Here is a 23,493-nt window from a genome sequence, read left to right on the forward strand (position 1 = left end):
AAGACTTGGCCCACCGGCGCGGTAGAATGCGGACTTGCGAGGCGCAGGCCTGATGGCGCTATTGACTCGCGCTCTTGTTAAGGATCACAAGCTGTTATGGGCAAAGAAGGCGATTGTTCGCGGGATGTAGTTTGAACGACAGTGTTGCTATCTTACCTGCTATTGGCGGCGTCACGCTCGCAGAGCTGCTGCCAGGGGCTTCTGTGTTCACCTCGCGGGATATCTTCGAGGTGCGGGAACATATCGGCCGAACATATTGTCCCCACAATCTGCATATTGAACAGCGCGGCGGACAGCTTGACGCCTGGCTGAACCATCGCAGCTTCGGCAAGCTCGATATCGGCGTTATGGCCTATGGTCGCAACGTGTCGATTGAAGGCATCGAGGACAAGGACATGCTGCTGCTGATGCAGCCGCTGGCCGGTTCGGCAGAAATCGGTACGTCCGAACACTCGACCACCATTTCGCCGCAGGTGGCTTCTGTGGTCGATACTGCGGACCTAAGGCGGATGCGCTGGTCTGCCGACTGCACCCAGAGGGTCGTGCAGATCAGCAATCGGGTATTGGAAGATTACGCCACTATGCTGATCGGCCGTCCGCTGACCCGAAAGCTTCGCTTTTCCGATACCATGGCAATTGATCCGGCCATGGCCTCGTGCTGGAACTATGCCGCCTTGCTCAGCATGGAAGTGTCCGGACGGACGAACGGTCAGGGAAGCACCTTGATCGATAGTCTCGAGACCATGTTCATCCACAAGCTGCTAGAGAGCCAGCCGAACAATTATTCGGACCAGTTGCAGCCGCAGCCCTGCAAGATCGCACCGTATCATGTGCGCAAAGTGGAACGCTTCATCGTCGACAATGCCGACCAGTTGGTGACTTTGGAACAGCTGATCGAAGTTGGCGGGGTCAGCGCGCGCGCCCTGTTTGACGGGTTTCGCCGGTTTCGCGGCACATCACCGATGGTTTACCTGAAGACGGTCCGGCTGGCGCAAGTGCGCGAGGATCTGCAGAACGCCGGGCCAAGTGATACGGTGACTGCCATCGCATGCCGCTGGGGCTTTTTCCAGTTCGGGCGGTTTGCCGCCGAATACAAGCGGATATACGGCGAGCTGCCCTCGCAGACGCTGCGCAAGTTTAACTGATCAAACCCTCTCCAGCGCAAGCCTTGGGCGGCGAAGGCTTCGTCGTGTGCGACGTCGTCGCAATCGGCCATTTACCCGCTAAAACGATCTACCAGGCGCAGCAAAGCTGGCGGCGGATAGTTTGCTTCGCTGGGTGGCTATTGGCTGCGGTCACGGCCTTTTTGCACCTGCCATCCTGCCCGTAAGGTGCGCTGTCCGGAATTCCGGGTTTTCGACTTTCGAGGAGCACAAAATGGCGAGCGTTCGCGACGAGGTTGGCGTCTATGAATACAGCGGCGGGATTGTCGGTCCCGGGATCGCACCTGCCGCCACGGTGCGTAGCGGCGGTATCATCCGTACCGGTACGCCGCCAGGATGCTGGGGGCCGATGATCACCCCCAAGTTCCAGGGTGGTCATGAAGTGACCCGCCCGGTCATGGTCGAGGGTGCTGAAATTGGCGATGCCATCGCCATCCGGCTGAGAAAAGTGCAGGTTACTTCGCTTGCCACCTCATCGGGCGTTATGGAATTTGTCGACGGGCGCTATGTTGGCGATCCTTTCGTCGCCAAGCTGTGTTCGGTCTGTGGGACCACCCGCCCGTCCAGCCATATCGAAGGTATCGGCGACAGCGCCGTGCATTGCGATAATTGCGGCGCGGAAGTGAACGCTTTTCGCTTCGGGAACGGCTACGTGATTGTGCTGGACAGGGAAAACAAGGTTTCGCTGACAGTGAACAAAGAGGTGGCCGAACGTCTGGCCGCCGATGCAAAGGTTTACGCTGCCATCCCGGAACATTCCGACCAGCATTCGATCCTGTCGCTTGCCCGGGCCGACATTTCCGGCCTTGCCGCGCGGATGCGGCCATTCCTTGGCAACATCGGCACAATCCCGTCGCGCGATCTTCCTGATTCCCATAATGCCGGAGACTTCGGCTCTTTCCTGCTGGGCGCGCCGCATGGCTACAGCTTTACCCAAGAAGAGCTCGACCAGCATAAGACTGACGGTCACATGGACACCAATTCGGTGCGTGAGGGCGCGATCCTGATTTGCCCGGTGAAGGTGCCGGGCGGTGGTGTCTACATGGGCGATATGCACGCACAACAGGGCAACGGCGAGATCGCCGGACATGCGACCGATGTTGCAGGCGAAGTGGAATTGCAGGTGGAAGTGATCAAGGGGCTGGCGATAGATGGCCCGATCCTTTTGCAGACGCTGGATGACCTGCCTTTCCTTGCCCGACCGATGGACGCGGCAGAGCAAGTAGCGGTCAAAGCGTTGGGTGCGAAATACGGCCAGTCCGAGATCGAAGACAACGCACCGATCACTTTCATCGGCACCGGTGCCAACCTTAACGATGCCACCAAAAACGGGCTTGACCGTGCCTCGAAGATCACCGGCATCGCCTATGACGAAGTGCTCAACCGCGCCACTATTGTCGGTTCGATCGAAATCAGCCGTCTGCCGGGCGTGGTGCGGGTGACGTTCCTCTGTCCCAAGGCGATCCTCGCCCGGATGGGCATCCTGCATCTGGTCCAGGAACAATACGACTGAGACGAAATCTGCGCCGGGCGGACAATGCGATGCAGTGCCGGGATAGCCGCCGCTGCCACCGCCCGGCTAAGGTCCAGGCATAAAGCGGAGCAGGAGACAGGCAATGGTAACCCAGACAATCACAGTCGATAAGGCGCCCGGCCGCTGGGCTCGCAAGTATCCCCACTTGGGACAGGAACCGCTGCCGGTTGGTCCATATGTCGATCCTGAATACTACGAAAAGGAAAAGGCCCGGATTTTCAAAAAGCAGTGGCTTTATGTCGCGCTTGAACGCGAAGTGCCCGATGCAGGCTCTTACAAGGTCCGCCGGCTGGACTGCGCCGATACCTCGGTTATCATCATTCGCGGCAAGGACAATGTGATCCGCGCTTTCCACAACGCCTGTTCGCATCGCGGCAATACGGTGGTGACAGAGGCTGGTCAGGAAACCTACGGTCGCAACCGCGCCGGGGTCGTTACCTGCCGGTTTCACGGCTGGGTCTATAATGCCCAGGGCGAACTGGTGAACGTACCGCACGAAGACCGCTTCTATGGCTGCTTCAACAAGGCGGAAAACGGCCTGACGCAGGTTCATTGCGAAACCTGGGCTGGCTTCGTCTTTGTCAATGTCGATCAAGGTCCGGTCCAGTCGCTGAAAGATTTCCTGGGCGGTTATGGCGAGCATTTCGGTACCTTTGACTTTGCCGCATGCGATTACGGGTTTACGTATCACACCACGCTGAACTGCAACTGGAAGGTCGCCTCGGACGCCTTTGCCGAAGCCTATCACGTCGACACAATTCATGCCGGGTCGTTCCCCAACGTGTTCCAGTCCGGGATCGAGGATGTAGAATTGTTTGGCCCGCACCGGACCTGTTCGGTGCGCCTTCAGGTGGGCAACCTGCCGTCCACGCCTATCGGTGATATGGCCAATGCGCGTTCGCGCAGCTCGCTGGCGGCGCAGGGCGGCAGTTCAAGTCTGCCATCGACACTGAACCCGAACCGTGATCCGGACTGGGCCTTTGAATTGAGCGTTCTGTTCCCCAGCGTGCTGCTGCATGTTTCGGAAGGCATCTGGTTTACCCACCAGTTCTGGCCAATTGCTCACGACAAAACACTGTGGGAAGGCAAGTACTACCTGAAGAAGCCGACCACGCATTCCGAATTGTGGGGTTTCGAACGCGCGATGGTTCTGCAGCGTAATGCCTGGCTCGAAGATACCGCGACGATGGAAGACACGTATCGTGCGATGCTGTCCGGCGCCAAGACTGTCCAGCACCTCCAAGACGAAGAAATTCTGATCCGCCACAATTGCGTGGTCGTAGACGAATTCGTGAATTCCTGAGCGCGGGGAGAAAGATGATGACGATGCAGACGCCAATGGCCCTTCCCTCAGGTTTTGAAGAACTCGTTCGCTTTTCACGCTGGGCCTTGCCAACCGCTGACCAGCGCACAAAGGCACGCCGCGAGGCGAGTAGTGAGGACTTGCGTGAATTCTACGATGCGGTCTTGTCGCACGTGGAGGCAATTCTTGACGCGTGCGATGGTTTTGCCCTCGGGGAATTGCCGGAAAGCCACAGGGGCATCTTTAATATTGCCTTGTCGATGGCAGAGATTGCACCACACGTTGAGTTTTATCGTGGCGATCCGGGGGTGCCTTATGCCTTCGAAGAAGAGCGGTTCATCGCTGTCCACGGCGCAGATGAAACCTGGCGTGCCCTGCCGCCTAACGGGCCGCGATGAACGTGGAGCCTGAACTGGACCTGCGGCTGCGGCGGATCGAGGCCGCCGAGGCGATCCGCCAACTGATCGCGACTTATGCCGTTGGTGCGGACCGTAAGAACGACCCCGCTATCCTTGGCCCGCTGTTTGGCACCGATGCCGAGTGGCAACTGATCGGCGTGGCGCATCTTATCGGGCGCGAAGCCATTGCCGCAGGCTTGTCGCAGATCGCGAAGACGTACGTGACGTGGTCTGTGCATTACATGGTTTCGCCGCTGATCGAACTGGCCAAGGATGCCCTGTCTGCCACTTGCCGCTGGTACTTGTGGGAACTGGCGACGATGAAGCAGGCTGACGGGACAGAGGCCGATACTTGGTATGGCGGCTGGTACGACAGTCGTTTGAGTGTCCACGACGGCGTCTGGTTGTTCGACCATGTGCAACTCCATCCGCGCATAGACAGCCCAAATGCAACCCCTTGGACAGGGAAGGTCTACCATGACTGAAACAGCGGGTAAAATGACGAACAAACCGGAGGATGAGTGCGTGCAGACATTGTGCAAGGTAGAAGATGTGCCGGCAGACGAACCATTGAGGGTCGTGCTGGCAGACGACCATGCAGTTAGCGTTTATCGCTGGGAAGGCCAGTTCTACTGCACCGATGATCTTTGCTCCCACGGTGAGGCTTCGCTATCGGAAGGCTATTTAGAAGGTGGTCAGATTTTTTGTCCGTACCACATGGGATCATTTTGCATTAGCACCGGTGAGCCGCGCGCTGCTCCCTGTTCCGAGCCGATCCGTGCCTATGCAGTGACCGAACGCGCTGGCGAGTTGTTGATCGAACGCTGAACGGGATCACCCCAGGAAGTCGAGCAGCGCGCTGGTAAAGGCCTCGGGCTGCTCGATATTTGACAGGTGCGCCGCCTCTAGCGACACCAGCCGCGCGCTGGCAATAGCTTGCACAATCGCTTCAGCATGGTCCGGGGGCGTTGCTGGGTCCTGACGTCCGGCGATTACCAGCGTCGGGCGATTGACGAGGTTGACCACACGACGCAAGTCCATGTCGCGGATGGCAGCACAGCACGCAGCATAACCATCAGGCGCGGTGTCGAGAAGCTGTTCGCGGGTGCGGGCCAGCCCGGGTGTCTCACAAACGGCAAAGGCAGAAGTGAACCAGCGTTCCAGCACCGCCGGAGTGATCGCCCCCATGCCTTGCTCGCGCACCACTGTCATGCGCTGCTGCCATGCTTCTGGTGGCCCCATGTAGGAAGTACTGTTGGCGATCACCAGCCTGTCCAACCGCTCCGCAGCATGGACGCCGAGCCACTGCCCCGTCATACCGCCCAACGACAGTCCGCAGAAATGTGCGGTATCGATGCCAAGTTGGTCGAGCAATTCGATGACGTCGCGCCCCAAGCGATCCAGCGAAGTTTCGCCGGGCATGACTGATGACGCCCCATGCCCGCGCGTGTCATAGCGCAACACGCGGAAACGTTCGGCCAGAGCCGGAACCTGATCCTCCCACATCGCCATCGCCGTGCCCAGCGAATTGGACAGGACGAGTACCGGGGCATCGGCCGGCCCGTCCATCCGCCAGGCGATACGACAACCGTCGATCATGATCGCGAAGCCTTGGGGGGTATTCATCGGGGCATTCCTTCAGACAAAGGCAGAGGTGTCTAGTGTCGCGGCGGTGCAGTTGGTGATCTCGTCCACTGTTACACCTGGTGCCAATTCGACAAGGCGAAGACCGCCTATTGCCTTATCGCACGCGATCACGCCCAGATTGGTGATGATCAGGTCAACAGCCCGTCGCCCGGTAAGCGGCAGGGTGCATTCCGGCACGATCTTTGAGGTGCCGTCTTTGCCGCAATGTTCCATAACGACCACCACCTGCCGCACCCCGGCGACAAGGTCCATGGCACCGCCGATGCCCTTGACCATCTTGCCTGGCACCGTCCAGTTGGCGATATCGCCCGCAGCGCTTACTTCCATGGCCCCCAAAACGGCAATGTCGATATGGCCGCCCCGGATCATTGCGAAGCTTTGCGAGGAGGAGAAAAAACTGGATGAGGGCAACTGGGTCACAGTTTGCTTGCCGGCGTTGATCAGATCGGCGTCGATTTCGTCTTCATAAGGAAAAGGCCCCATGCCCAGCATGCCGTTTTCGGACTGGAGCACGACCTCAACGCTAAGCGGTACGTGGTTTGCCACCAGTGGCGGTATGCCTATGCCCAAGTTGACATAGTCCCCATTGCGCAATTCACGGGCCGCACGGGCGGCCATCTCTTCGCGTGACCAAGGCATCAGGCACTCTCCCGCTGGCGAATGGTGCGCTGTTCAATGCGTTTCTCATTCACCGTGCAGGCAACGATCCGGTCCACGTAGATACCAGGTGTGTGGACATGATCCGGGTCGATCATACCTTCAGGAACGATCTCTTCGGCCTCGACAACAGTAACGCGTGCTGCGGTAGCCATGTCGGGATTGAAGTTGCGCGCGGTCTTTCGAAACATCAGGTTGCCTGCTGTATCTGCCCGCCAAGCCTTGATGATGGCCAGATCGGCACGCAGCCAAGTTTCGCGGATGTATTCTTTGCCCTCGAACTCTTCACAGGGCTTGCCTTCTGCCACCACCGTGCCGACGCCGGTGCGTGTATAGAAGGCCGGGATGCCCGCGCCGCCCGCGCGGATACGTTCCGCCAGAGTCCCTTGCGGGCTGAGTTCCAATTCCAGTTCACCGGCCAGATATTGCTGTTCGAACAACTTGTTGCTGCCAATGTAGGAACTGATCATCCGGCGGATTTGGCGGGTTTGCAGCAAGGTCCACAGGCCGAAACCCTCGGCACCCGCATTGTTCGAGATGACCGTCAGCCCGCTCACGCCATTCGCGCGAATCTCCGGGATCAGGCTCTCGGGATTACCCGCGAGCCCGAATCCGCCCGACATGATCGTCATGCCATCAAACAGCAGCCCTTCCAGAGCGGCGCCCGGAGACGGATAGACCTTGTTCATGCTGCCGCACGCGGCCTGCCGGAAAGGGCTGAGGTGGCTTTGCTGCCGGTGCGTTGCAGCCGGAAGTCAAATTCGATGTGCGGATTGCCGCCGCTTCGATCCGGCACCGGCAGCAGGCCTTCGCGCGAGCCAAAGGCGAAGTCGTCGCGTGCGTGCGGATCATCACCGAAGTTGATCTGGGTGGTCAGTGTACGATAACCCGGTGCCTCGACGAAGAAATGGACATGGGCGGGTCGGTCACCATGGCGGCCCAGCGCTTGCATCAGCTTTTCCGTGGCCCCGCCTAGAGGACAGGAATAGCCGCGGGGCATTTTCGAGCGGAAGGAATAGCGGCCGTCCACGCCCAACTGGATACGCCGCCGGTTGTTGAACGGAGACTGGACTCCCGTTGGGTCGAAATGAGAATAAACGCCCTGCGAATTGGCATGCCAGACATGGAGGACGGCATCCTTCACCGGCTCGCCATCCGGCCCGGTGATACGGCCTGCCATGGTCAGCGTTTCGGTGTCATCGGGATCGGTTGTCAGGTTGACGTCATTGGTGCGAGACAGGTCGCCATCAACCAGCGGCGCGCCCGCGACATAGAGCGGACCTTCAATGGTGCGTGGTGTGCCGCCAAGCAGGCCGACTTCGGCATCCTTTGCATCCATGTGCAAGTCTAGGAAATGTTCGATCCCCACACCCGGCGCGATCAGGCCGAATTCGCCTGCTCCGTCCTGCAGGAACTTCAGTGCGATCCAGAACTCGCTTTCGCTGATATCGTGACGTTCGACGATCACGGCGAGGCTTTCGAGCAGATCGCGCATGATGGCTTTGAGCCGGTGATTGCCCCCTTCCTGATCAAGCCCGGCGGCACGGTCAAACAGGGCTTGGACTTCGGGTGACTTGACGATGTTGGTCATGGCATCCTCCTTGGCGTCGCCGGTCAGGCGATAATTGCAGATGGGTGGCGGCACAGTGCTGTCACCTCGGTGGTCATGAAGGGGAACAACGGGAGGCCGATCATGATATCGTGCAGCTCGCCCGCGTCGGCGACGTCGAAAACGCTTATGTTCGAGTATTGCCCGGCGATCCGCCACAGGTGCACCCATTTGCCGATACGTTGCAGGTCTTCAGCCCGGGCCTTCTCGGTGGCCTTGAGCGCGTCGAACGTAGCCGGTTCAAGATGGTGGGGGACATGAACGTCCATGCGAACCATGAAAAGCATCAGGTAGTCTCCTTTGCGATGGGGCCGGAGATGGTGCGCGACGGCCCGTCGCGGCGGAAGCGGGCGACCTTATCCCAGTCGAGCGAGATGCCCAGGCCCGGGCCAGTCGGCACTTCCAGCGCGAAATCTTGGTAGGTCAGCGGATGGCTGAGGATCTGCTCGGTCTGTAGCAACGGTCCGAACAGTTCGGTCCCCCAGACCATTTCGGGCAAGGTGGCGAACAGATGGGCGGAAGCCGCCGTTCCGACGCTGCCTTCGAGCATGGTGCCGCCATAAAGGCCGATACGGCCTGCTTGGGCGATGGCCGCGACTTCGCGCGCTGCGAACAGACCACCGGCCTGCGCGGGCTTCAGCGAAAAGGCATGGGCACCCACGTCGCGGACGAATTGCAGCGCATCGTGCGGCCCGCGCAGCGCCTCATCGGCCATGATTGCAATCGGGGAACTAGCCGTCAGCCTGGCCATGCCCAAACGGTCGTCGCGGGGAAGGGGTTGTTCGATCAGGTCTACGCCGGCATCAGCGAGCATTTCTGCACCGCGCTGGGCAGATAGGTAGTCCCATGCCTGATTGACGTCGACCCGCACCGAGGCCCGATCTCCCAGCGCGCGCTTGATTGCAGCGACGTGGGCAACATCATCGGCCAAGGCGCGCTTGCCAATCTTGAGCTTGAAGATGTTGTGACGCCGCGCGGCTATCATAGCCTCGGCCTCTTCAATATCGCGGACGGTATCGCCGCTGGCCAGCGTCCACAGTACCGGGAGACGGCTGTGTTGTGCGCCACCGAGCAGCGCCGAAAGCGGCAATCCTGCGCGCCGCGCCGCGCCGTCGAGCAGGGCGGTTTCGATTGCGTGCGTGGCAAAATGGTTGCCAACGATATGGCTCCGCAGCCGTGCCATCAGTACCGCTGGCTGCTGCGCTTCCCGTTCGACTAGCAGCGGGGCAAAGTAGCGGTCAATGGCCAGCTTCATCCCTTCGGGGCTTTCGTCGCCATAAGCCAGACCGCCGATCGTCGTGCCTTCGCCCAACCCTTCACTGCCATCAGAGTAGCGCAATCGCACTAGCATCATGGACTGGCTGTGGATTGAAATCATCGACAGCACGTGTGGGCGGATTGTCGGTATATCTACAATCCAGGTATCAATTTTTTCGATCTTTAGTGGCATCGTATTTCCGTTAAAGGCATTGAAATTAGGCTTATGCTATGGTTTGTTGCGCCATCGGCAAAAGACCGTCTCGGTCTATTACGGTATCTTTTAGGTATGAAATGGAACTGCGACACTTGCGCTACTTCGTGGCCGTGGCCAACGAACGGAACTTCACCCGCGCGGCCGAGGTTCTGAACATCGCCCAGCCGCCGCTCAGTCGGCAAATTCGACAGCTTGAGGAGGAAGTCGGCTCGGAACTGATTGACCGCCAAAGCCGGCCTTTGCGTCTGACCGAGGCCGGGAGGCTGCTTTACGAGCAGGCCGTGCACGTCCTGTCTGGCGTCGAACAATTGCGTTCGTCCTTGCACCGTTTGTCCGAAGTGGGTCGGAGGCGCTTCGTCATCGGCTTTGTCGGCTCGACGCTTTACGGTCTGTTGCCTGCGGTGATCCGAAAGTTTCGCGATTGCGCGAGCCATGTCGATGTGTCGCTGCTGGAATGTTCGACGGTGGAGCAGATCGCTGCCTTGAAAGACGGGCGCATCGATGTCGGGTTCGGACGGCTCCGCGTGGAGTCCCCCGGTATCCGCCGCATCGTTCTGGCCGAGGAGCCGCTGGTCGCCGTTGTGCCGGCTGATCATCCGCTGGCGCAGCGGGGTGAGGCGCTCCATCTGGCGCAGCTTCTGGACGAGCCATTGATCGTTTATCCGCGTCCGGCCCGACCAAGCTATGCCGACCAGATATTCAGCGTCTATCAGGACCTTGGTCTGCAAGTGCGCGATGTGATCGAGGTGCGCGAATTGCAGACCGCGATCGGATTGGTTGCTGCGCACGCTGGCTTTAGCATTGTGCCCGAATCCGTTCAGCGCCTGCGTCGCGACGACGTGCGCTATTTGCCGATCCTTGAACGGGGTGCCCGATCGCCGATCATGATGATCCATCGTGTCGGAGACATCTCCAGCGAACTCGAGAAGCTCATCGAAGTGAGCTGTGCGCTCCACACCAATCACCTCGATGGCCACAATTAGGCAGAGGCCATGAGGAGCAGGCGGTGCTTGCCGTGCCAGAATTCCGCGTGCCAACGATTGGCGCGTGGCGGTTCGCGGCCTTACCTGCTCTCCCATGTCAGATTGTTCCCGGAACCTGCGTTCAGGCCAGTCCGCGAACGCAAAGATCGACCCCGTTGCCGAGATGTCGTGCAAGGATTTCCTCATCCTGGAAATGGATGTGCTTCTTCGCGCCAGACTTCATCTGAGCGCAGATCAGTTCATGGGTGAAGCAGTCCTCCATCATCGGATCGCGCAGGCCCACCTTGGAGTATTCGCGGGCGAAGAGCTCTCCGGCGGTGCGCACCGGGGGATAATATCCCTTGATCTCCCAGATGCTGCGATCGACGGAAATCGGCCAGATGTTGAAGGTAAAATAGAGGCCGTTCAGCAGTCCGACGAAGAAGTTGGGGAAGATGTGCCAGAAATCGAACGATCCGCGGAAGTGGTAACCTTCGCCATCGTTTTCCAACTTGCTGCCAAAGGCCTGGACCGTACCGGTACCGAACTGGCTGGCCAGTTGCGCTACGGGGGAGGGCGTGAAGTTGTCCGGCGCGGGTGATCCCAGCACCCCGTGCAGGCCATAAAGCTCGATTCCGGCATGGCGATACTGCCCACCTTCGATTTTTACCGCGCGGGCCAGGGTCTTCTCGTGCAGGAACGGCAGGTGCCAGCCTTCCAGCTGAGCTTCCTGCAGGGTCTTCCAATTGACCGCCTCATCGATGCGATAGGAAAAGGCTGGCGTAAAGCCGCTGAAATCGAACCGGCTGATCTCGGCGGATACCGGAGCGAGATGCTCTTGCAAGGTTTCTTCGGACTGCTCTGCCATGTTGATAAAAACAAAGCTTTCCCAGACCTCACAATGGACGGCAGTCAGGCCGTTCTCCTCGGCTTTCACGCCGGGGAAGTTTTCGGCGTCGGAAATGTGGACCAGCTTGCCGGTGGTATCATAAACCCAGCCGTGGAAACGGCAGGCGAGATACCCTTTGCATGACCCTTGCGCATCCCAGGCGACCGGTGCGCCGCGGTGCGAACACATGTTGTGAAACGCACGGAAAACACCATCCTTGCCATGAATGACGAGTAGCGAGGTATCGAGGATCTTGAGCTCGACCACGAAATAGTCGCCCGGTTTCGGCGCCTGGAGAATATTACCCACGTTGAGCCATTTTCGCCGGAAAACGCGTTCGCGTTCAAGCTCGAAGTAGTCTGGCGAGGTATAGCGTTCGACCGGAACCGGATCGTTGCCCTCTTCGGGGTAGCGGTTCATGAAGCGACGGGGTTCGAAGGTCATGGGCGGACTCCGGCGGCAGCAAGGGGCCACGCGTCGTGCATCGGCACGAAGCGCTTGATCGGGAAGACGTATTTGGGTTGCGGGTTCTCGTACATTTCGACCGTCGCCGAACATTCCGCGAGAGCCAGGCACATGTTGAGAAGTGCAAGGTTTTCGTCAGCGATTTCGTCGAGCGAAAACTGGCCGAGATACTCCAATGCCGCTGCGCCGCGCGCCAGCATGGTGTCATAGAAAGTCTGGCTTTCCGCCATAGTGGCGGCCCAGCGTCTTTCGTTGCGCCCCAACTCTGTGGGGCAGGCCCAGTCGAGAAAGGGGAGGAGGTCTTCGAAACCGTCAGGAAGTCCGTCTGCCATGCATGCTCTCCGAGCCTTTGATCATCCTAAGGCTGCAGCTTTGGCGTCGGCTGCGCTATCCTTCCTGTGCAGCGCATGACCGCTGAGCGCGGAATAAGCGCAGCCGCCTGTCACAGTCAGTAAAACGCCGATGCTTGATGGTGACAACCATACCTTCCAGGTCTGATTTTACGGCAATTCGGTATTGGACTTGGCCGAATGGGCAAGGCAGCCTTCGTCGCGTTGCACCGGCCCGGTGGCCTGCCGCGATCGCAAGGGAGAGGGACCGGAGCCAGCAGGGAGCTAAACTGGTGGACCGAAGGATCAGAATGATCGTGCCCGTGCCTGTGCCACAGGCAGCGTTGGAGGCGTTTGCAGCGCAGATTCCGCAGCATTTGCTCATGCCCGGTGTATCGGTGGAGTTCACCTGCGCGGCGCGCGGCGGCACTGCACTCGATTCCCATTATGAAGGCGCCATCGCTGATGCCTGGTGTCTTGAGGCTGGTGCGCGCGCCGAGGAAGAAGGTTGTGCGGCAGTCTGCATCAATTCGATGAGCGACTCTGGCGTGGCTGCCTTGCGTTCGCGTCTTTCGATACCCGTGGTGGGTACTGCCCAAGCAACTTATGCTTTGGCAACGCAGCTTGGCCGTCGGTTCTCCATCATTTCAATGTGGGATCGCTGGCGGTGGCTGTATGACAAGGTATTGCACGAGCAGGGCATGGAACACCGGCTTGCCTCGATCCGGTCTATCGGTGTGCGGCCGGATACTGCGGAATTGTTATCCGGCAAGGAGGATAGCGTATTTCCTTTGCTGCTTGATGCAGCCCGCCGCGCCATCGACGAAGACGGTGCCGATCTCCTGATTCTGGGCTCCACCACAATGCACCAGTCCCACGCGTTTCTGGCCGAAAGGCTGGAGGTGCCGGTGATTAATCCCGGTCTGGTCGGATACAAGACCTGCGAGATGCTGCTGGCACTTGGCTTGAGCCACAGCAAGGCCACTTGGCTTTCACCTGGCAGCACCATGGATTCGGTTTTTCTCGGCGGTTGAATACCGGCGCCCTTTCACACGAACGGTGAGCAACAATGTTGGCAGGACAGATGCAAAGCCACTGGGAAGGATCGGGATTGCCGCTGGCCAACCGGCCACGGTTCATTTCCAGGGATCTGGGCGCGGTTCATAACCATATGAGCGAGATGTTTTGCCCCCATGATCTGCGGCTGGAAGGCGGGGTGCCGCCGCTGGATTTCCGCCATCACCACGCATCGCTCCAATCGGTCAGCTTCAACGCCACGGACTACGGCAATCCGTTCGGCCGGATCGCGGTCCGAATTCCACCGATGGAATCACTATACCTCGTCCAGTTCTCGCTTTCGGGCGTGGCGCGCATCACCCAAGACGATACCTCTTTCGATCTCAAGCCCGGACATATGTGCGTGCTCAATCCTGCGTCGCGGGTGGAGCAGTTGTTCGGCGAGGGCTATAAGCACTTCACCGTGAAACTGACTAAGAGCGGCATGGAAGCTGTGCTGGCGCAGGAACTGGGCTTCCGGCCCGGCGAATTGCGATTTTCCCCTGCGCCGATCCGTTTGGAAGGTGCCGCTGTGGCTTTTGCCCAGCTCGCCCGGACCATTTGCGACGATCTGGATAATGGCGCTTCTGCCTTCAGCCATTCGCGCGCGGTGGGGGCTGTTGAACAGGCGCTACGGCGTCTGCTGCTGGCTGCCGTGCCGCATAATCATGCCGAACTTTTCAATACGCCGGTTTCTGCCCCCGCGCCTTACTATGTCCGCCGCGTGGAGGAATTCATCCACCAGCATGCCGCTGATCCAATCACGCTGGACGAGATGATCGTCGTATCGGGTGTTTCCGCGCGTTCGCTCCACACCGGGTTCCGCCGCTTTCGCGGCACCACACCAATGACCTTCCTCAAGAACAGCCGACTGGTGCTTGCTCACCGCCAATTGCGTGACGGGGCCGATAGCGGCTTGACGGTTACCGAAGTTGCCCTCGCCTGCGGCTTTACCCACTTGTCCAAGTTCGCCCGCGACTATTTCGAGCGCTTTGGTGAACGCCCTTCGGCAACGCTGAAGCGCATGGGCAGCCATTGATCGCTCGGGGTTAAAGCACAGCCCCGCCGCTCCCGCCGCTACATTACCGATAGGGCTTGAGGCGCCCGGAAGTCTCTCTTCCCAGTGCGTTAGCCTAGCCATTGCTGCCGTGTGGCCGATGTGTCCGGTTTGTGACGATTTGGCGGCGCTCAGGTGTCGCCGATGGCGGTCAGAGGATAGCGGGCGGATCGCTTTGGCAGGAAGGTGCAACTGCGAAGTCGCTGCGGGGATTCACGCCACGGGAGGGTCGTGGCGGAAACGGCATCCCCCGTTCCGGCCGGCAATTCGAGACAACACGGTCGCCGAGGCAACTTCGGCTGCACCTAGGGAGAAAGTCATGACGAAACAGGGATCAAAGCAGGTTCGCCGCCAGCCGACCGGACACGGATTGCGGTCTTGCATAGAATTCGGGCCGTTGGTTGGCGCGGTGTTGGCGGCGCTGGTCATTCCGGCAGGTCCTGCCATGGCGCAGGTCCAGACCGAGGCCAGTGAAAGCCCTGCTTCCGGCATTGAGGTTATTACCGTCACGGCCCGCCGCCGGGCGGAATCGATGCAGGATACGCCGATTGCTATCTCCGCTGTGACTGGCGAAGGCTTGCAGGCGCGCGGCATCGAGAACGTTACCCAGATCGGCGACTTCACGCCCAACGTGAAGTTCAACAGCTCGGTCCCTGTGTCAGCGAGCAATGCCACCGCAGCGATCTTCATCCGCGGTATCGGCCAGAACGATTACCAGCTTTCAGCCGATCCCGGCGTCGGGCTCTATCTTGACGGGGTCTTCATTTCGCGCGGTGTGGGCAACGTCCTGGACGTCTTGAACATTGCACGCATCGAAGTGCTGCGCGGGCCACAGGGCACCCTGTTTGGTCGCAACACCATTGGCGGCGCCGTTAGCGTGGTGACGAAAAAGCCAGGCCGGGAATTGGCTGGATTGGTCGAAGGCACAACGGGCCAGTTCGGCCGTGTCCAAATCAAGGGCAATATCGATCTGCCGCTGGGCGAGGGCATCTATTCCAGCTTGGCAGGCTTCTATCACAAGCGGGACGGGTACGTGAAAGGCATCGTGCCCGGTGCGCCAGACCTTGGCGATACAGACAACTTGGCCGGGCGCTTCGCTTTGCGGCTTGAGCCATCCAGCGACCTGACCATCGATCTTGCTGTCGATGGATCGCGCACCCGTGAAAACTCTGCGCCAAATGTCGCCATCGCCATTGATGAAAACGCCCCCGCAGCACAGTATTGGAATGCTGCTTATTCAGGTGCTGCAGCCACCTGCACAAGCACGACCAACCCTGCGCGGTTTACAAACCCGGCGTGCTTCAACAGCCAATGGGCTGTTGGCCCATATCGCCACGGCGGCACTTTCTCGGCCATCTCGCCGATCTTTGCCAACGGTAATCCCAAGCCTTACCAATCCGGCTCCGACGTAAACATTTGGGGTGTGTCCGGCACACTGGAATGGAAGCTGGCAGATAACGTCACTTTCAAGTCTATCACCGCCTATCGCAAGGTGACCGGCTTCTGGACGCGCGATTCCGACCACAGCCCTGCCTCGATTATTCAGACTAATAGCGATTGGAAGCAGGACCAGTTCTCGCAGGAAGTCCAACTTCTGGGTGATCTGGCCGATGGCAAGTTGAACTGGGTTCTTGGCGGCTATTATGCCGACGAGGCGGGCAACCATCAGGATCTGGTCAACATTGTCGATGCTGTGTTTCTCAGCGGTGCAGTGCTGGAGGGCAAAAGCCTCGCCTTTTTCGGTCAGGCTACTTACGAATTGGCTCCGGGACTTAATCTGACCGGTGGTATCCGCTGGACCGAGGACGAGAAGACCTTTGGCAATGCCAACCAGTTCGTCGTCGAGGCAGGTTTCCTCACCGGTGCGCCGTTCAATCCCGATGGTTCGGGCCTGCAGGATGGCGATCCGCTCATGGGACCACTGGGGCAGACATCAACAATCAAGGACAAGGCCTGGACGCCTATGGCCAGTCTGTCTTACCGTTTCAGCCCGGAAGTCCTGACCTACCTGTCTTATTCCAAGGGGTTCAAGGGCGGCGGATTTACCCAGCGCGTGTTCCCTCCGTTTGCCTTTATCCCCTCGTTTCAGCCGGAAACCAGCGAAACTTATGAATTCGGCTTCAAGACGGATCTGCTAGACCGGGCAGTGCGTCTGAATGGCGCAGTGTTCATGAACAATTACAAGAACCTGCAGATCACCGTCAACGATCCGACGCTCGGCTTCGCGCCGATTATTCAGAACGCTGCCGAGGCCCGGATTCAGGGCTTCGAGCTGGAACTTCTGGCGGTCCCGGTGGCCGGTCTGCGGATCGATGCGGGGCTTGGTTATCTTGATGCCAAGTACCGCAAGGTGGATATCCGTGCGCTGAATGCCGGTGTCACGACCAACACCAAGCTGCAGAATGCGCCGGAGTGGACGATGAGTGCAGGCGTATCTTACGCTATCGAGGCCGGCGATATCGGCAGCTTCCAGCCTCGCGTTGACTGGTCCTACCGGTCGCGCGTCTACAACGATGCGGTCAATACTCCGCTGCTGGTGCAGGAAGGTTACCACCTGATCAACGCTTCGGTTGCCTTTAACGACCCAACCGAAACTTGGGGGATGACACTCGGTGTCAAGAACCTGACCAAGGAAGTCTACCTTGGTTCCGGCTATGCCGACTCCTTCGGTGGCATCACCGAGGGCGTGTATGGGCGGCCGCGCGAATGGTATCTGAGCGCGCGCTACAAGTTCTGAACAAGACCGGTGGAGAGGGGGGCAACCCTCTCTCCGCCTCCTTTGGGAGTGATGCGGTGGATGACACCTCACTTGGTGCGCGTGTCCGTCGGCTTGAAGCCTTGCGCGCCATAGACGACCTGATTGCGGACCTTGGCCGTGCTTTTGACGCTGGTCCAAGCGCGGAGGCCTTACGGCCCCTTTTTACAGCCGACGCGCGGTTTGTGATTGACCGGTATGGAACGCTGGAAGGCTGCGATGGCATTGCCGAAGGCGTTGCTGGCAACGCCGAAAGCGGCTTTTGCTGGACGCTGCATTACCTTGTTTCACCTCGCGTTGCGTTGACCACAGGGGACGAGACAGCAGAGGTGGAATTCTATCTTTGGGAAATCGCCACAGCGGTCAGCGGCAAAGCCTACTGGATCGGCGGGCGTTACGAGGCGCTGGCCGTGGTTGATGGCGAAGCTTGGCGCTTTAGCCACCTGGAACTGAAAGCCGATGTCATTTCCCATTATCCGCAGGGCTGGACGTCCAAGCCCGAAATTCTGGCGAACGCCTGAGCAAAAGCCCTAAAGACTGGAGAGAGTGCCGATGAATGAACTGTCTGGCAACACGCCCGTTCCGGGTGCCGACGCCTTCGGCCACCTTGGCCGCTCGACCCAACAGATCCGCAGCGAACTCGGCGTGGAGCCGGTCTCGGTCGCGGCAATCAGGGAGCCCGCCGTCTATGCACTGGAACGCGAGAAGATCTTCAAGCGGACCTGGTTAAAGGTGGCGACCGAATGGGAAATCCCTGAAAAAGGGGATTACAAAGTGAAGGAAATGCCGGTTGCCGATGCTTCGGTCCTGATCGTGCGGGGTAAAGATGGCAAGGTTCGTGCTTTCCACAATGTCTGCACCCATCGCGGCAACAAGGTCGTGCCGACCAGCGGCTTCGAAACATTCGGCAAGTCGCGGGCGAATGTGTTGTCCTGCCGGTTCCACGGCTGGGTCTTCTCCACCGATGGTTCGTTGCGTTCGGTGCCTATGGAGGATGGCTTTGGCAAGCTTGACAAGGCCTGCCTCGGTTTGCGCGAGATTGCCTGCGATATCTGGGAGGGCTTTGTATTCATCAATTTTGCTGATAAGCCGGAACAGTCACTGGCTGAATTCCTCGGCGATTTCGGCAAACTTTTTGCGGGCTACCCATATGCCGAGGCGACCAGCGCCTTTCGCTATGCCACCGTGCTGGAATGCAACTGGAAGGTCGCGCTTTATGCCTTTTCCGAAGGGTATCATGTGCCGACCATCCACGCCGGATCGCTACCGGGCTTTCGTGGTATAGAACACAGCGATTTCAAGCTTATCGGCCCCCATGCCTCGTCTACAATCTACGGGCTGGGGATGGAATCTGCTGAATCCACCGCGCAATTCGCCGGCGTTCTCCATGCCGATGCCGAACACGGCCCCCGGCCCGACTTGCTGCCGCCGGGGATCAACCCCATGCGGCGGCCGGATTTCCAGTTCGAGCTGCCCAATATCTTCCCGAACTTTCTCATCCATTTGGCAGCGGGCTGTGGCTATCCGGGGATCGCCTACTTCACCCATCAGTTCTGGCCTCTCGCTCACGGGCGTACTTTGTGGGAGGGCGTCAACTACTTTCGACCGGCACGCAATGCGGCGGAACGCGTGGCGCAACTGCACACCAATGCAATTCACCGCAATGCCTGGCTGGAAGATACCGGCACGATGGAAGATACTTTTACGGGAATCCGTTCCGGGGCGATCGACGATATGTTCCTGATGGATCAGGAGTTTCTGATCCGACACGCCGCGCGAACCCTTGATACCCAGCTGGCCCGCTAAGGAATCCCGTTATGACTGATACCATGCATTTGCCTCAGGCCTTTGCCGATCTGGCCCCCCTTGCGCGCATCTGGGCGAGGTCGACCGAGAACGAGCGAAGTGACATTCGCTGGTCTGCCGGGCTAGCTGATTTCGCGGCCTTCTATGCCGCCGTGATGCCCCGCCTGCCAGAGATTCTGGACTACCTTGCCACGGTGACGCTGGAGGGTATGGACGAGGGACAAAGCAATCTGTTCTGCCTCGCCGCCGCCTTTGCCGAGGCGGCACCGCATCACGAGCTTTATGGCGGCAGTCCGGACGTGCCGTTCAGCTTTGCCGCTCGCCGCTTCGTGCCAGGCCACGGGGACATACCGTCATGGGAAGCCGCGCGTCATTGATCTGCGATAACCTGAGCAACGCTGTCTAATATTCTATGGCCTTGATCCTATTCTGAAAGCCAGAATTGAGGGCACTACATTGGCCTGTACCTGTACCTGTACCTTTACCGGTGACTCAAGCTGAAGGCGTGCAGCATGTTGCGCCGCCTCTTGTGGTCATCAGCAAGCGCGCTCGCCCCGACAATCTGCGTCAGCGTCTGGGGTTTAGCTGACCACATGAGTCTGCGCGCACTCCAGCGGCGGACTGCCAAGTTGGAGAAGGCGGGAAAGCCACGGCCATCGCTTATTGTGGTTTGGTATGGTTCATTCGACGCATGGATTGAGCAAACTGTGCTGCCGGTGGTGGAGAGCGGTGCGCTTGATGGTGAGGATATGATTGTCGTGGTCGCTGCACTGCGGGAATGGGAAAGTTCGGTATTTGCGCGATGAAAACACCAAATTTCATTGGCCTTGAGCTTTGGCTAAGACCTCTATCGCCGACGTAACATTTTCGATTCCTCGGTAAACTACCCATAAGAAGTATGATGTAGCGATTATGGTAAGGAGCCATTGCCACCATTTGCGTTTCCCAAGGCGAGTCCAAGGCTGACTGAGGAAATTTACAAAATCGCAAACGTAAAACAACACTGCGAAGCCGAGAAGGAGGGTCAGCAAGCCGAGTGTAGCATTATGGGTTTTTGAAGCTGCGAATTGGAGCGCTGCTGTTAAGACTACCAATTCCGTGAATCGAACCAGCCAATCGATCCCCTTGCGCGCTCGCGCACGATAGCGCTTAACCCAATCCACATCGTGGTCTTCGTAAGGATTTTCAGTCATCGATTGATACTGACGCTTGCGTCCGTGCGTCGCAAGTAGGTGAATTTGTCTTTTGCCAACACCCAAATAGCTATGTGCAATACTGCACCGATGAGCTTGCGGCTAGAAATACGCTAGAAGCCCAAGGAGGACTGCCAAATCCAAAACAACAAGCCCCGAAGGGCGGTTTTTGCTAAGAAGCTGTTTTTGACAAGGAAATGGCGGAGATGGATTCCGCCAAACCCCCGTTCAGCATAGTTCAGAGATGACCATAAAGCCCATTTAAATAAGGGAATTAGTAAAAGTTCAATCCGCCTGCGCTCATTCCTGCACATTCTAGTTCCCTTAAAGGCGGTAATCTATTAAGGGTATCGTTATGGGCACGGCTGGCGCTGTTCCCTTAACCGGGAGCCGAACGAATGCCGCGCATCTTGCACAATGCCCTTACCCCCTTGGCGGTTAAGAGTGCCAAGCCCGGACGCCATGCAGACGGCGCAGGGCTTTACCTGTTGGTGAAGGAAAGCGGGGCCAAGTCTTGGCTGTTCCGTGCAACCATTGCGGGCAAGGTTCGCGACATTGGTTTAGGTTCGGCTGCGCCCGGTGCGATCACATTGGCGCAGGCGCGGGAACTGGCACGGGAAAAGGCGCGGGAAGCTGCCAGCGGTGCAGTTCCGGTTTCGGACCGGACGAAGCGGGCGAAGGATGCAAAGGCAGCCTTGGCGGAACAATCCAAGGCCAAGGCATTCAAACAAGTTGCCGAGGGCTATATCGACTTGAAGGAAAGCGGCTGGCGCAATGCCAAGCACAAGGCGCAGTGGCGTTCGACGCTGGAAACTTATGCCTACCCTGAATTCGGCAATATGCCCGTTGCCGAGGTAACGACCGACCACGTTATGGACGTCTTGCGCCCGATCTGGACCAGCAAGCCCGAGACGGCCAGCCGGTTGCGCGGGCGCATCGAGAACGTGATGGACGCGGCCAAGGTTCAAGGCCTGCGCTCGGGCGAAAATCCGGCACGGTGGCGCGGGCATCTGGATTTCCTTTTGCCCAAGCCAAACAAACTTGCGCGCGGGCATCATGCTTCCCTGTCTTATGCTGAGCTGCCTGCATTCATGGCCGATCTGAAAGGGCGGGAAGCCTTGGCAGCCAAAGCCCTGCAATTCGCCATTCTGACAGCAACCCGTTCAGGCGAAGTGCTTGGCGCTTCATGGGCTGAAATCGATCTGGACGGGGCAGTCTGGACGATACCGGCGGACCGGATGAAAGCGGCCAAGGAACATCGCGTTCCCCTGTCTGCCCGTGCAGTGGAAATCCTGAAAGAAGTTCAGGGCCTGAACACAACCGGCCTTAAAGAAGCTGCGATTTTTCCCGGCAATAGCGGCGGGCAATTGTCTGGCATGGCAATGGCAATGCTGTTGCGGCGCATGGAACGGCCAGACATTACCGTTCACGGTTTCCGCTCTACGTTTCGCGAATGGGCGGGCGAAACAACCGCATACGCTCGGGAAGTGGTAGAACATGCGCTTTCCCACCAATTGGCAGACAAGGCCGAGGCGGCATACCAGCGGGGAAGCCTGTTCCCCAAAAGGGTGAAGCTTATGGAAGCATGGGCAGATTACTGCACTTCACCCGTGGCAGACGGTTCGAACGTCACACCAATTCGGGCCGAGACCTGACCCCCCTGCGACAATTGCGACATTGCGACATTGCGACATTGCGACACAACGCAAGCGATTAGACATCACAACAAGAAGCCACCTTGGTTGTATCCGATAAGGACCCCGGATATGCCGAAGCCGACAATGTCGGCGAGACCATCGTTGTCGACATCGGCCACATCACGGTAGAAAGTGTTGTTACTGCTCCAGCCTTGATTTTTGCCGAAGTTGGCAAGATCCAAACCGGCAGTGGTGAATGTGCCGTCGCCTTTGCCATATGACACGAGTGTGCCCGCGATTCCAAAGCCCACTAAATCGGCAATTTCATCGCCGTTCACATCCGCAACCAAGCGCGGGAAGGCATCGTTATTCTCCCAGCCCTGATTAACGCCGAAATCGCTCAACACCAGTTGTGCAGGACCGAAAGTGCCATTGCCATTGGACAATGCGACGAGTGTTCCGGCAATCCCGAAGCCAATAATGTCATCGCGGCCATCGCCGTTCACATCGGCTACGGCACGGGTGAAATTGTTGTCACTGGTCCAACCTTGGGCCACACCAAAGTCTGCAATGCCAGTCTGGACAGACTTGAATGTTCCATCGCCGTTGCCAAGCGATACTAATGTCCCGGCGGAGCCAAACCCGATGATGTCAGCTTTGCCATCACCGTCTACGTCACCCACGATGCGCGCAAAGCCGTTCTGGCTTGACCAACCTTGATTGGTGCCGAAGTCGGCTATGCCGGTAGTGGGGTTGGCAAAAGTGCCATCGGCGCGGGCGAGAGAGACTAGCGTTCCAGCAAAGCCAAAGCCTAGAATATCGTCTCGTCCATCGCCATTTACATCTGCCAATGCGCGGTGGAATTGATTGTCTGACGCCCACCCGGCAGTCTGACCAAAGTTGGCGACTACAAGGCTCGTGCTGGAAAAGCCCCCGTTTGCCGATCCAAACGAGACGAGTACACCCGAAAAACCAAAGCCCACGACGTCGGCAAAGCCATCGCCGTTAACATCTGCAATGTGGCGCGGAAACTGATCCTGCGAGGCCCAACCATTGGCAGGGTTGAAGTTTGCGATGACCGTCGCGCCGGGGTTCCTGAAAGTGAATGAATAGAGCCCATCAGCAAACTGGATTTGTTCGACCCGAACCAACGTATCAGTGCCGTCCAATGCCGAACTGATTGTCAGAGCATTAGGTCCAACAATTACGGTAGACTGCGCGCGTGTTGCCGAAAAAGAAGCCTTATCAGTTCCCAAACCCCCATCAAGCGAATCATCGCCCTCACCGCCATCGAGGATATCGGCGCTGCCGTTGCCAACCAGATGGTCATTGCCACCAACTCCGATTAGGTGGTTAGGGCCGCTGGCTCCTTCAAACGCATCCGCAAATGCACTGCCGGTGATTTTGAAACTTTCCCAGCCGTCCACGGTAAACAATGTAGAACCGGACGAGCCGCTCAAAAAATAACCGCCCCCGGTGGAATTTAAACTTGCCCCCCGGATGGTCCGGCCATCAGGAAGGCTGCCGGAATAGTCAACAGTCAGCGTGTCAAAGCCAGC

25 protein-coding genes are annotated in these 23,493 nt (G+C 58.6%); 15 read left to right on the forward strand and 10 right to left on the reverse strand.

Going from position 1 to position 23,493, the window contains the following annotated elements:
* Nucleotides 1-131 precede the first annotated feature (131 nt).
* From IP81_RS16815 to IP81_RS16840, 6 genes are all read left to right on the forward strand, one after another.
* Nucleotides 132-1,145, forward strand: a complete 1,014-nt coding sequence (locus IP81_RS16815; protein WP_231627058.1) for an AraC family transcriptional regulator — start codon at nt 132-134, stop codon at nt 1,143-1,145.
* Nucleotides 1,146-1,377: 232 nt separating this feature from the next.
* A complete protein-coding gene (locus IP81_RS16820; protein ID WP_054109162.1) occupies nt 1,378-2,676 on the forward strand; it encodes an acetamidase/formamidase family protein in 1,299 nt (432 codons plus the stop codon).
* Between the two features lie 103 nt (nt 2,677-2,779).
* Nucleotides 2,780-4,000, forward strand: coding sequence for an SRPBCC family protein (locus tag IP81_RS16825; RefSeq protein WP_054109163.1), 1,221 nt, complete (start codon nt 2,780-2,782; stop codon nt 3,998-4,000).
* Nucleotides 4,001-4,017: 17 nt separating this feature from the next.
* Nucleotides 4,018-4,398 (forward strand): hypothetical protein, encoded by a 381-nt coding sequence (locus IP81_RS16830; protein ID WP_231627060.1) that lies wholly within the window; start codon nt 4,018-4,020, stop codon nt 4,396-4,398.
* Nucleotides 4,395-4,883 (forward strand): nuclear transport factor 2 family protein, encoded by a 489-nt coding sequence (locus IP81_RS16835; protein WP_054109164.1) that lies wholly within the window; start codon nt 4,395-4,397, stop codon nt 4,881-4,883. The genes IP81_RS16830 and IP81_RS16835 overlap by 4 nt, the downstream gene beginning before the upstream one ends.
* Nucleotides 4,876-5,226 (forward strand): non-heme iron oxygenase ferredoxin subunit, encoded by a 351-nt coding sequence (locus tag IP81_RS16840; protein WP_231627062.1) that lies wholly within the window; start codon nt 4,876-4,878, stop codon nt 5,224-5,226. Before IP81_RS16835 ends, IP81_RS16840 begins: the two co-directional genes overlap by 8 nt.
* 6 nt (nt 5,227-5,232) lie before the next feature.
* Here the strand turns inward: IP81_RS16840 and pcaD are convergent, their stop codons facing one another.
* The 6 genes from pcaD to IP81_RS16870 are packed head-to-tail and all read right to left on the reverse strand — an operon-like array spanning nt 5,233 to nt 9,761.
* On the reverse strand, nt 5,233-6,024 hold the full coding sequence (gene pcaD / locus IP81_RS16845) for a 3-oxoadipate enol-lactonase (protein WP_054109165.1): 792 nt from the start codon (nt 6,022-6,024) through the stop codon (nt 5,233-5,235).
* A 12-nt stretch (nt 6,025-6,036) separates the two neighbouring features.
* Entirely contained in the window at nt 6,037-6,684 is a 648-nt protein-coding gene (locus IP81_RS16850; protein WP_054109166.1) for a 3-oxoacid CoA-transferase subunit B, read from the reverse strand.
* Nucleotides 6,684-7,391 carry a CoA transferase subunit A gene (locus IP81_RS16855; RefSeq protein ID WP_054109167.1) on the reverse strand — a complete coding sequence of 236 codons (708 nt, stop codon included), beginning with the start codon at nt 7,389-7,391 and terminating at the stop codon, nt 6,684-6,686. Before IP81_RS16855 ends, IP81_RS16850 begins: the two co-directional genes overlap by 1 nt.
* Nucleotides 7,388-8,293, reverse strand: a complete 906-nt coding sequence (locus tag IP81_RS16860; RefSeq protein ID WP_054109186.1) for a dioxygenase — start codon at nt 8,291-8,293, stop codon at nt 7,388-7,390. The genes IP81_RS16855 and IP81_RS16860 overlap by 4 nt, the downstream gene beginning before the upstream one ends.
* 23 nt (nt 8,294-8,316) lie before the next feature.
* Nucleotides 8,317-8,598 (reverse strand): muconolactone Delta-isomerase, encoded by a 282-nt coding sequence (gene catC, locus IP81_RS16865; protein WP_054109168.1) that lies wholly within the window; start codon nt 8,596-8,598, stop codon nt 8,317-8,319.
* Nucleotides 8,598-9,761 (reverse strand): muconate/chloromuconate family cycloisomerase, encoded by a 1,164-nt coding sequence (locus tag IP81_RS16870; protein ID WP_054109169.1) that lies wholly within the window; start codon nt 9,759-9,761, stop codon nt 8,598-8,600. The genes catC and IP81_RS16870 overlap by 1 nt, the downstream gene beginning before the upstream one ends.
* Before the next feature lie 101 nt (nt 9,762-9,862).
* Here IP81_RS16870 and IP81_RS16875 point away from each other — a divergent pair, with 101 nt between their 5' ends.
* Nucleotides 9,863-10,768 (forward strand): LysR family transcriptional regulator, encoded by a 906-nt coding sequence (locus IP81_RS16875; protein ID WP_054109170.1) that lies wholly within the window; start codon nt 9,863-9,865, stop codon nt 10,766-10,768.
* 121 nt (nt 10,769-10,889) lie between these two features.
* Here the strand turns inward: IP81_RS16875 and IP81_RS16880 are convergent, their stop codons facing one another.
* Nucleotides 10,890-12,080 (reverse strand): SRPBCC family protein, encoded by a 1,191-nt coding sequence (locus IP81_RS16880; protein WP_054109171.1) that lies wholly within the window; start codon nt 12,078-12,080, stop codon nt 10,890-10,892.
* A complete protein-coding gene (locus IP81_RS16885; protein ID WP_054109172.1) occupies nt 12,077-12,433 on the reverse strand; it encodes a hypothetical protein in 357 nt (118 codons plus the stop codon). Before IP81_RS16885 ends, IP81_RS16880 begins: the two co-directional genes overlap by 4 nt.
* 308 nt (nt 12,434-12,741) lie before the next feature.
* Between IP81_RS16885 and IP81_RS16890 the strand changes: the two genes are divergently transcribed.
* The 7 genes from IP81_RS16890 to IP81_RS16920 all read left to right on the forward strand — a co-directional run bounded on the left by IP81_RS16890 (nt 12,742) and on the right by IP81_RS16920 (nt 19,910).
* A complete protein-coding gene (locus IP81_RS16890; RefSeq protein WP_054109173.1) occupies nt 12,742-13,464 on the forward strand; it encodes an aspartate/glutamate racemase family protein in 723 nt (240 codons plus the stop codon).
* Nucleotides 13,465-13,601: 137 nt separating this feature from the next.
* Nucleotides 13,602-14,525: an AraC family transcriptional regulator gene (locus tag IP81_RS16895; RefSeq protein WP_231627068.1), complete on the forward strand. Its 924-nt coding sequence runs from the start codon at nt 13,602-13,604 to the stop codon at nt 14,523-14,525.
* A gap of 337 nt (nt 14,526-14,862) precedes the next feature.
* Nucleotides 14,863-17,280, forward strand: a complete 2,418-nt coding sequence (locus tag IP81_RS16900) for a TonB-dependent receptor (protein ID WP_082356267.1) — start codon at nt 14,863-14,865, stop codon at nt 17,278-17,280.
* A gap of 56 nt (nt 17,281-17,336) precedes the next feature.
* Nucleotides 17,337-17,819, forward strand: a complete 483-nt coding sequence (locus IP81_RS16905) for a nuclear transport factor 2 family protein (RefSeq protein WP_054109175.1) — start codon at nt 17,337-17,339, stop codon at nt 17,817-17,819.
* Between the two features lie 31 nt (nt 17,820-17,850).
* Entirely contained in the window at nt 17,851-19,104 is a 1,254-nt protein-coding gene (locus IP81_RS16910; protein WP_054109176.1) for an aromatic ring-hydroxylating dioxygenase subunit alpha, read from the forward strand.
* 11 nt (nt 19,105-19,115) lie between these two features.
* Nucleotides 19,116-19,481: a hypothetical protein gene (locus IP81_RS16915; protein WP_054109177.1), complete on the forward strand. Its 366-nt coding sequence runs from the start codon at nt 19,116-19,118 to the stop codon at nt 19,479-19,481.
* A gap of 135 nt (nt 19,482-19,616) precedes the next feature.
* Nucleotides 19,617-19,910: a hypothetical protein gene (locus IP81_RS16920; protein ID WP_157573322.1), complete on the forward strand. Its 294-nt coding sequence runs from the start codon at nt 19,617-19,619 to the stop codon at nt 19,908-19,910.
* A 12-nt stretch (nt 19,911-19,922) separates the two neighbouring features.
* On the opposite strand, the gene IP81_RS16925 is transcribed toward IP81_RS16920, so the two are convergent.
* Nucleotides 19,923-20,297, reverse strand: a complete 375-nt coding sequence (locus tag IP81_RS16925; RefSeq protein ID WP_054109179.1) for a hypothetical protein — start codon at nt 20,295-20,297, stop codon at nt 19,923-19,925.
* A gap of 398 nt (nt 20,298-20,695) precedes the next feature.
* Here IP81_RS16925 and IP81_RS16930 point away from each other — a divergent pair, with 398 nt between their 5' ends.
* Nucleotides 20,696-21,952 carry a site-specific integrase gene (locus IP81_RS16930; RefSeq protein WP_054109180.1) on the forward strand — a complete coding sequence of 419 codons (1,257 nt, stop codon included), beginning with the start codon at nt 20,696-20,698 and terminating at the stop codon, nt 21,950-21,952.
* Between the two features lie 65 nt (nt 21,953-22,017).
* Here IP81_RS16930 and IP81_RS16935 read toward each other — a convergent pair.
* Nucleotides 22,018-23,493, reverse strand: a 1,476-nt coding sequence (locus tag IP81_RS16935) for a VCBS repeat-containing protein (protein WP_231627070.1), incomplete at its 5' end; no start/stop codon positions are given.

This window comes from Novosphingobium sp. AAP83, from assembly GCF_001295795.1.
Classification (GTDB): domain Bacteria; phylum Pseudomonadota; class Alphaproteobacteria; order Sphingomonadales; family Sphingomonadaceae; genus Novosphingobium.

Bases quoted from the DNA above. Each gene is read 5' to 3' on its own strand.
- IP81_RS16820 (WP_054109162.1), top strand. From the start codon at position 1,378: ATGGCGAGCGTTCGCGACGAGGTTGGCGTCTATGAATACAGCGGCGGG.
- IP81_RS16825 (WP_054109163.1), top strand. From the start codon at position 2,780: ATGGTAACCCAGACAATCACAGTCGATAAGGCGCCCGGCCGCTGGGCT.
- IP81_RS16830 (WP_231627060.1), top strand. From the start codon at position 4,018: ATGACGATGCAGACGCCAATGGCCCTTCCCTCAGGTTTTGAAGAACTC.
- IP81_RS16835 (WP_054109164.1), top strand. From the start codon at position 4,395: ATGAACGTGGAGCCTGAACTGGACCTGCGGCTGCGGCGGATCGAGGCC.
- IP81_RS16840 (WP_231627062.1), top strand. From the start codon at position 4,876: ATGACTGAAACAGCGGGTAAAATGACGAACAAACCGGAGGATGAGTGC.
- pcaD (WP_054109165.1), bottom strand. From the start codon at position 6,024: ATGAATACCCCCCAAGGCTTCGCGATCATGATCGACGGTTGTCGTATC.
- IP81_RS16850 (WP_054109166.1), bottom strand. From the start codon at position 6,684: ATGCCTTGGTCACGCGAAGAGATGGCCGCCCGTGCGGCCCGTGAATTG.
- IP81_RS16855 (WP_054109167.1), bottom strand. From the start codon at position 7,391: ATGAACAAGGTCTATCCGTCTCCGGGCGCCGCTCTGGAAGGGCTGCTG.
- IP81_RS16860 (WP_054109186.1), bottom strand. From the start codon at position 8,293: ATGACCAACATCGTCAAGTCACCCGAAGTCCAAGCCCTGTTTGACCGT.
- catC (WP_054109168.1), bottom strand. From the start codon at position 8,598: ATGCTTTTCATGGTTCGCATGGACGTTCATGTCCCCCACCATCTTGAA.
- IP81_RS16870 (WP_054109169.1), bottom strand. From the start codon at position 9,761: ATGCCACTAAAGATCGAAAAAATTGATACCTGGATTGTAGATATACCG.
- IP81_RS16875 (WP_054109170.1), top strand. From the start codon at position 9,863: ATGGAACTGCGACACTTGCGCTACTTCGTGGCCGTGGCCAACGAACGG.
- IP81_RS16880 (WP_054109171.1), bottom strand. From the start codon at position 12,080: ATGACCTTCGAACCCCGTCGCTTCATGAACCGCTACCCCGAAGAGGGC.
- IP81_RS16885 (WP_054109172.1), bottom strand. From the start codon at position 12,433: ATGGCAGACGGACTTCCTGACGGTTTCGAAGACCTCCTCCCCTTTCTC.
- IP81_RS16890 (WP_054109173.1), top strand. From the start codon at position 12,742: ATGATCGTGCCCGTGCCTGTGCCACAGGCAGCGTTGGAGGCGTTTGCA.
- IP81_RS16895 (WP_231627068.1), top strand. From the start codon at position 13,602: ATGAGCGAGATGTTTTGCCCCCATGATCTGCGGCTGGAAGGCGGGGTG.
- IP81_RS16900 (WP_082356267.1), top strand. From the start codon at position 14,863: ATGACGAAACAGGGATCAAAGCAGGTTCGCCGCCAGCCGACCGGACAC.
- IP81_RS16910 (WP_054109176.1), top strand. From the start codon at position 17,851: ATGAATGAACTGTCTGGCAACACGCCCGTTCCGGGTGCCGACGCCTTC.
- IP81_RS16915 (WP_054109177.1), top strand. From the start codon at position 19,116: ATGACTGATACCATGCATTTGCCTCAGGCCTTTGCCGATCTGGCCCCC.
- IP81_RS16920 (WP_157573322.1), top strand. From the start codon at position 19,617: ATGTTGCGCCGCCTCTTGTGGTCATCAGCAAGCGCGCTCGCCCCGACA.
- IP81_RS16925 (WP_054109179.1), bottom strand. From the start codon at position 20,297: ATGACTGAAAATCCTTACGAAGACCACGATGTGGATTGGGTTAAGCGC.
- IP81_RS16930 (WP_054109180.1), top strand. From the start codon at position 20,696: ATGCCGCGCATCTTGCACAATGCCCTTACCCCCTTGGCGGTTAAGAGT.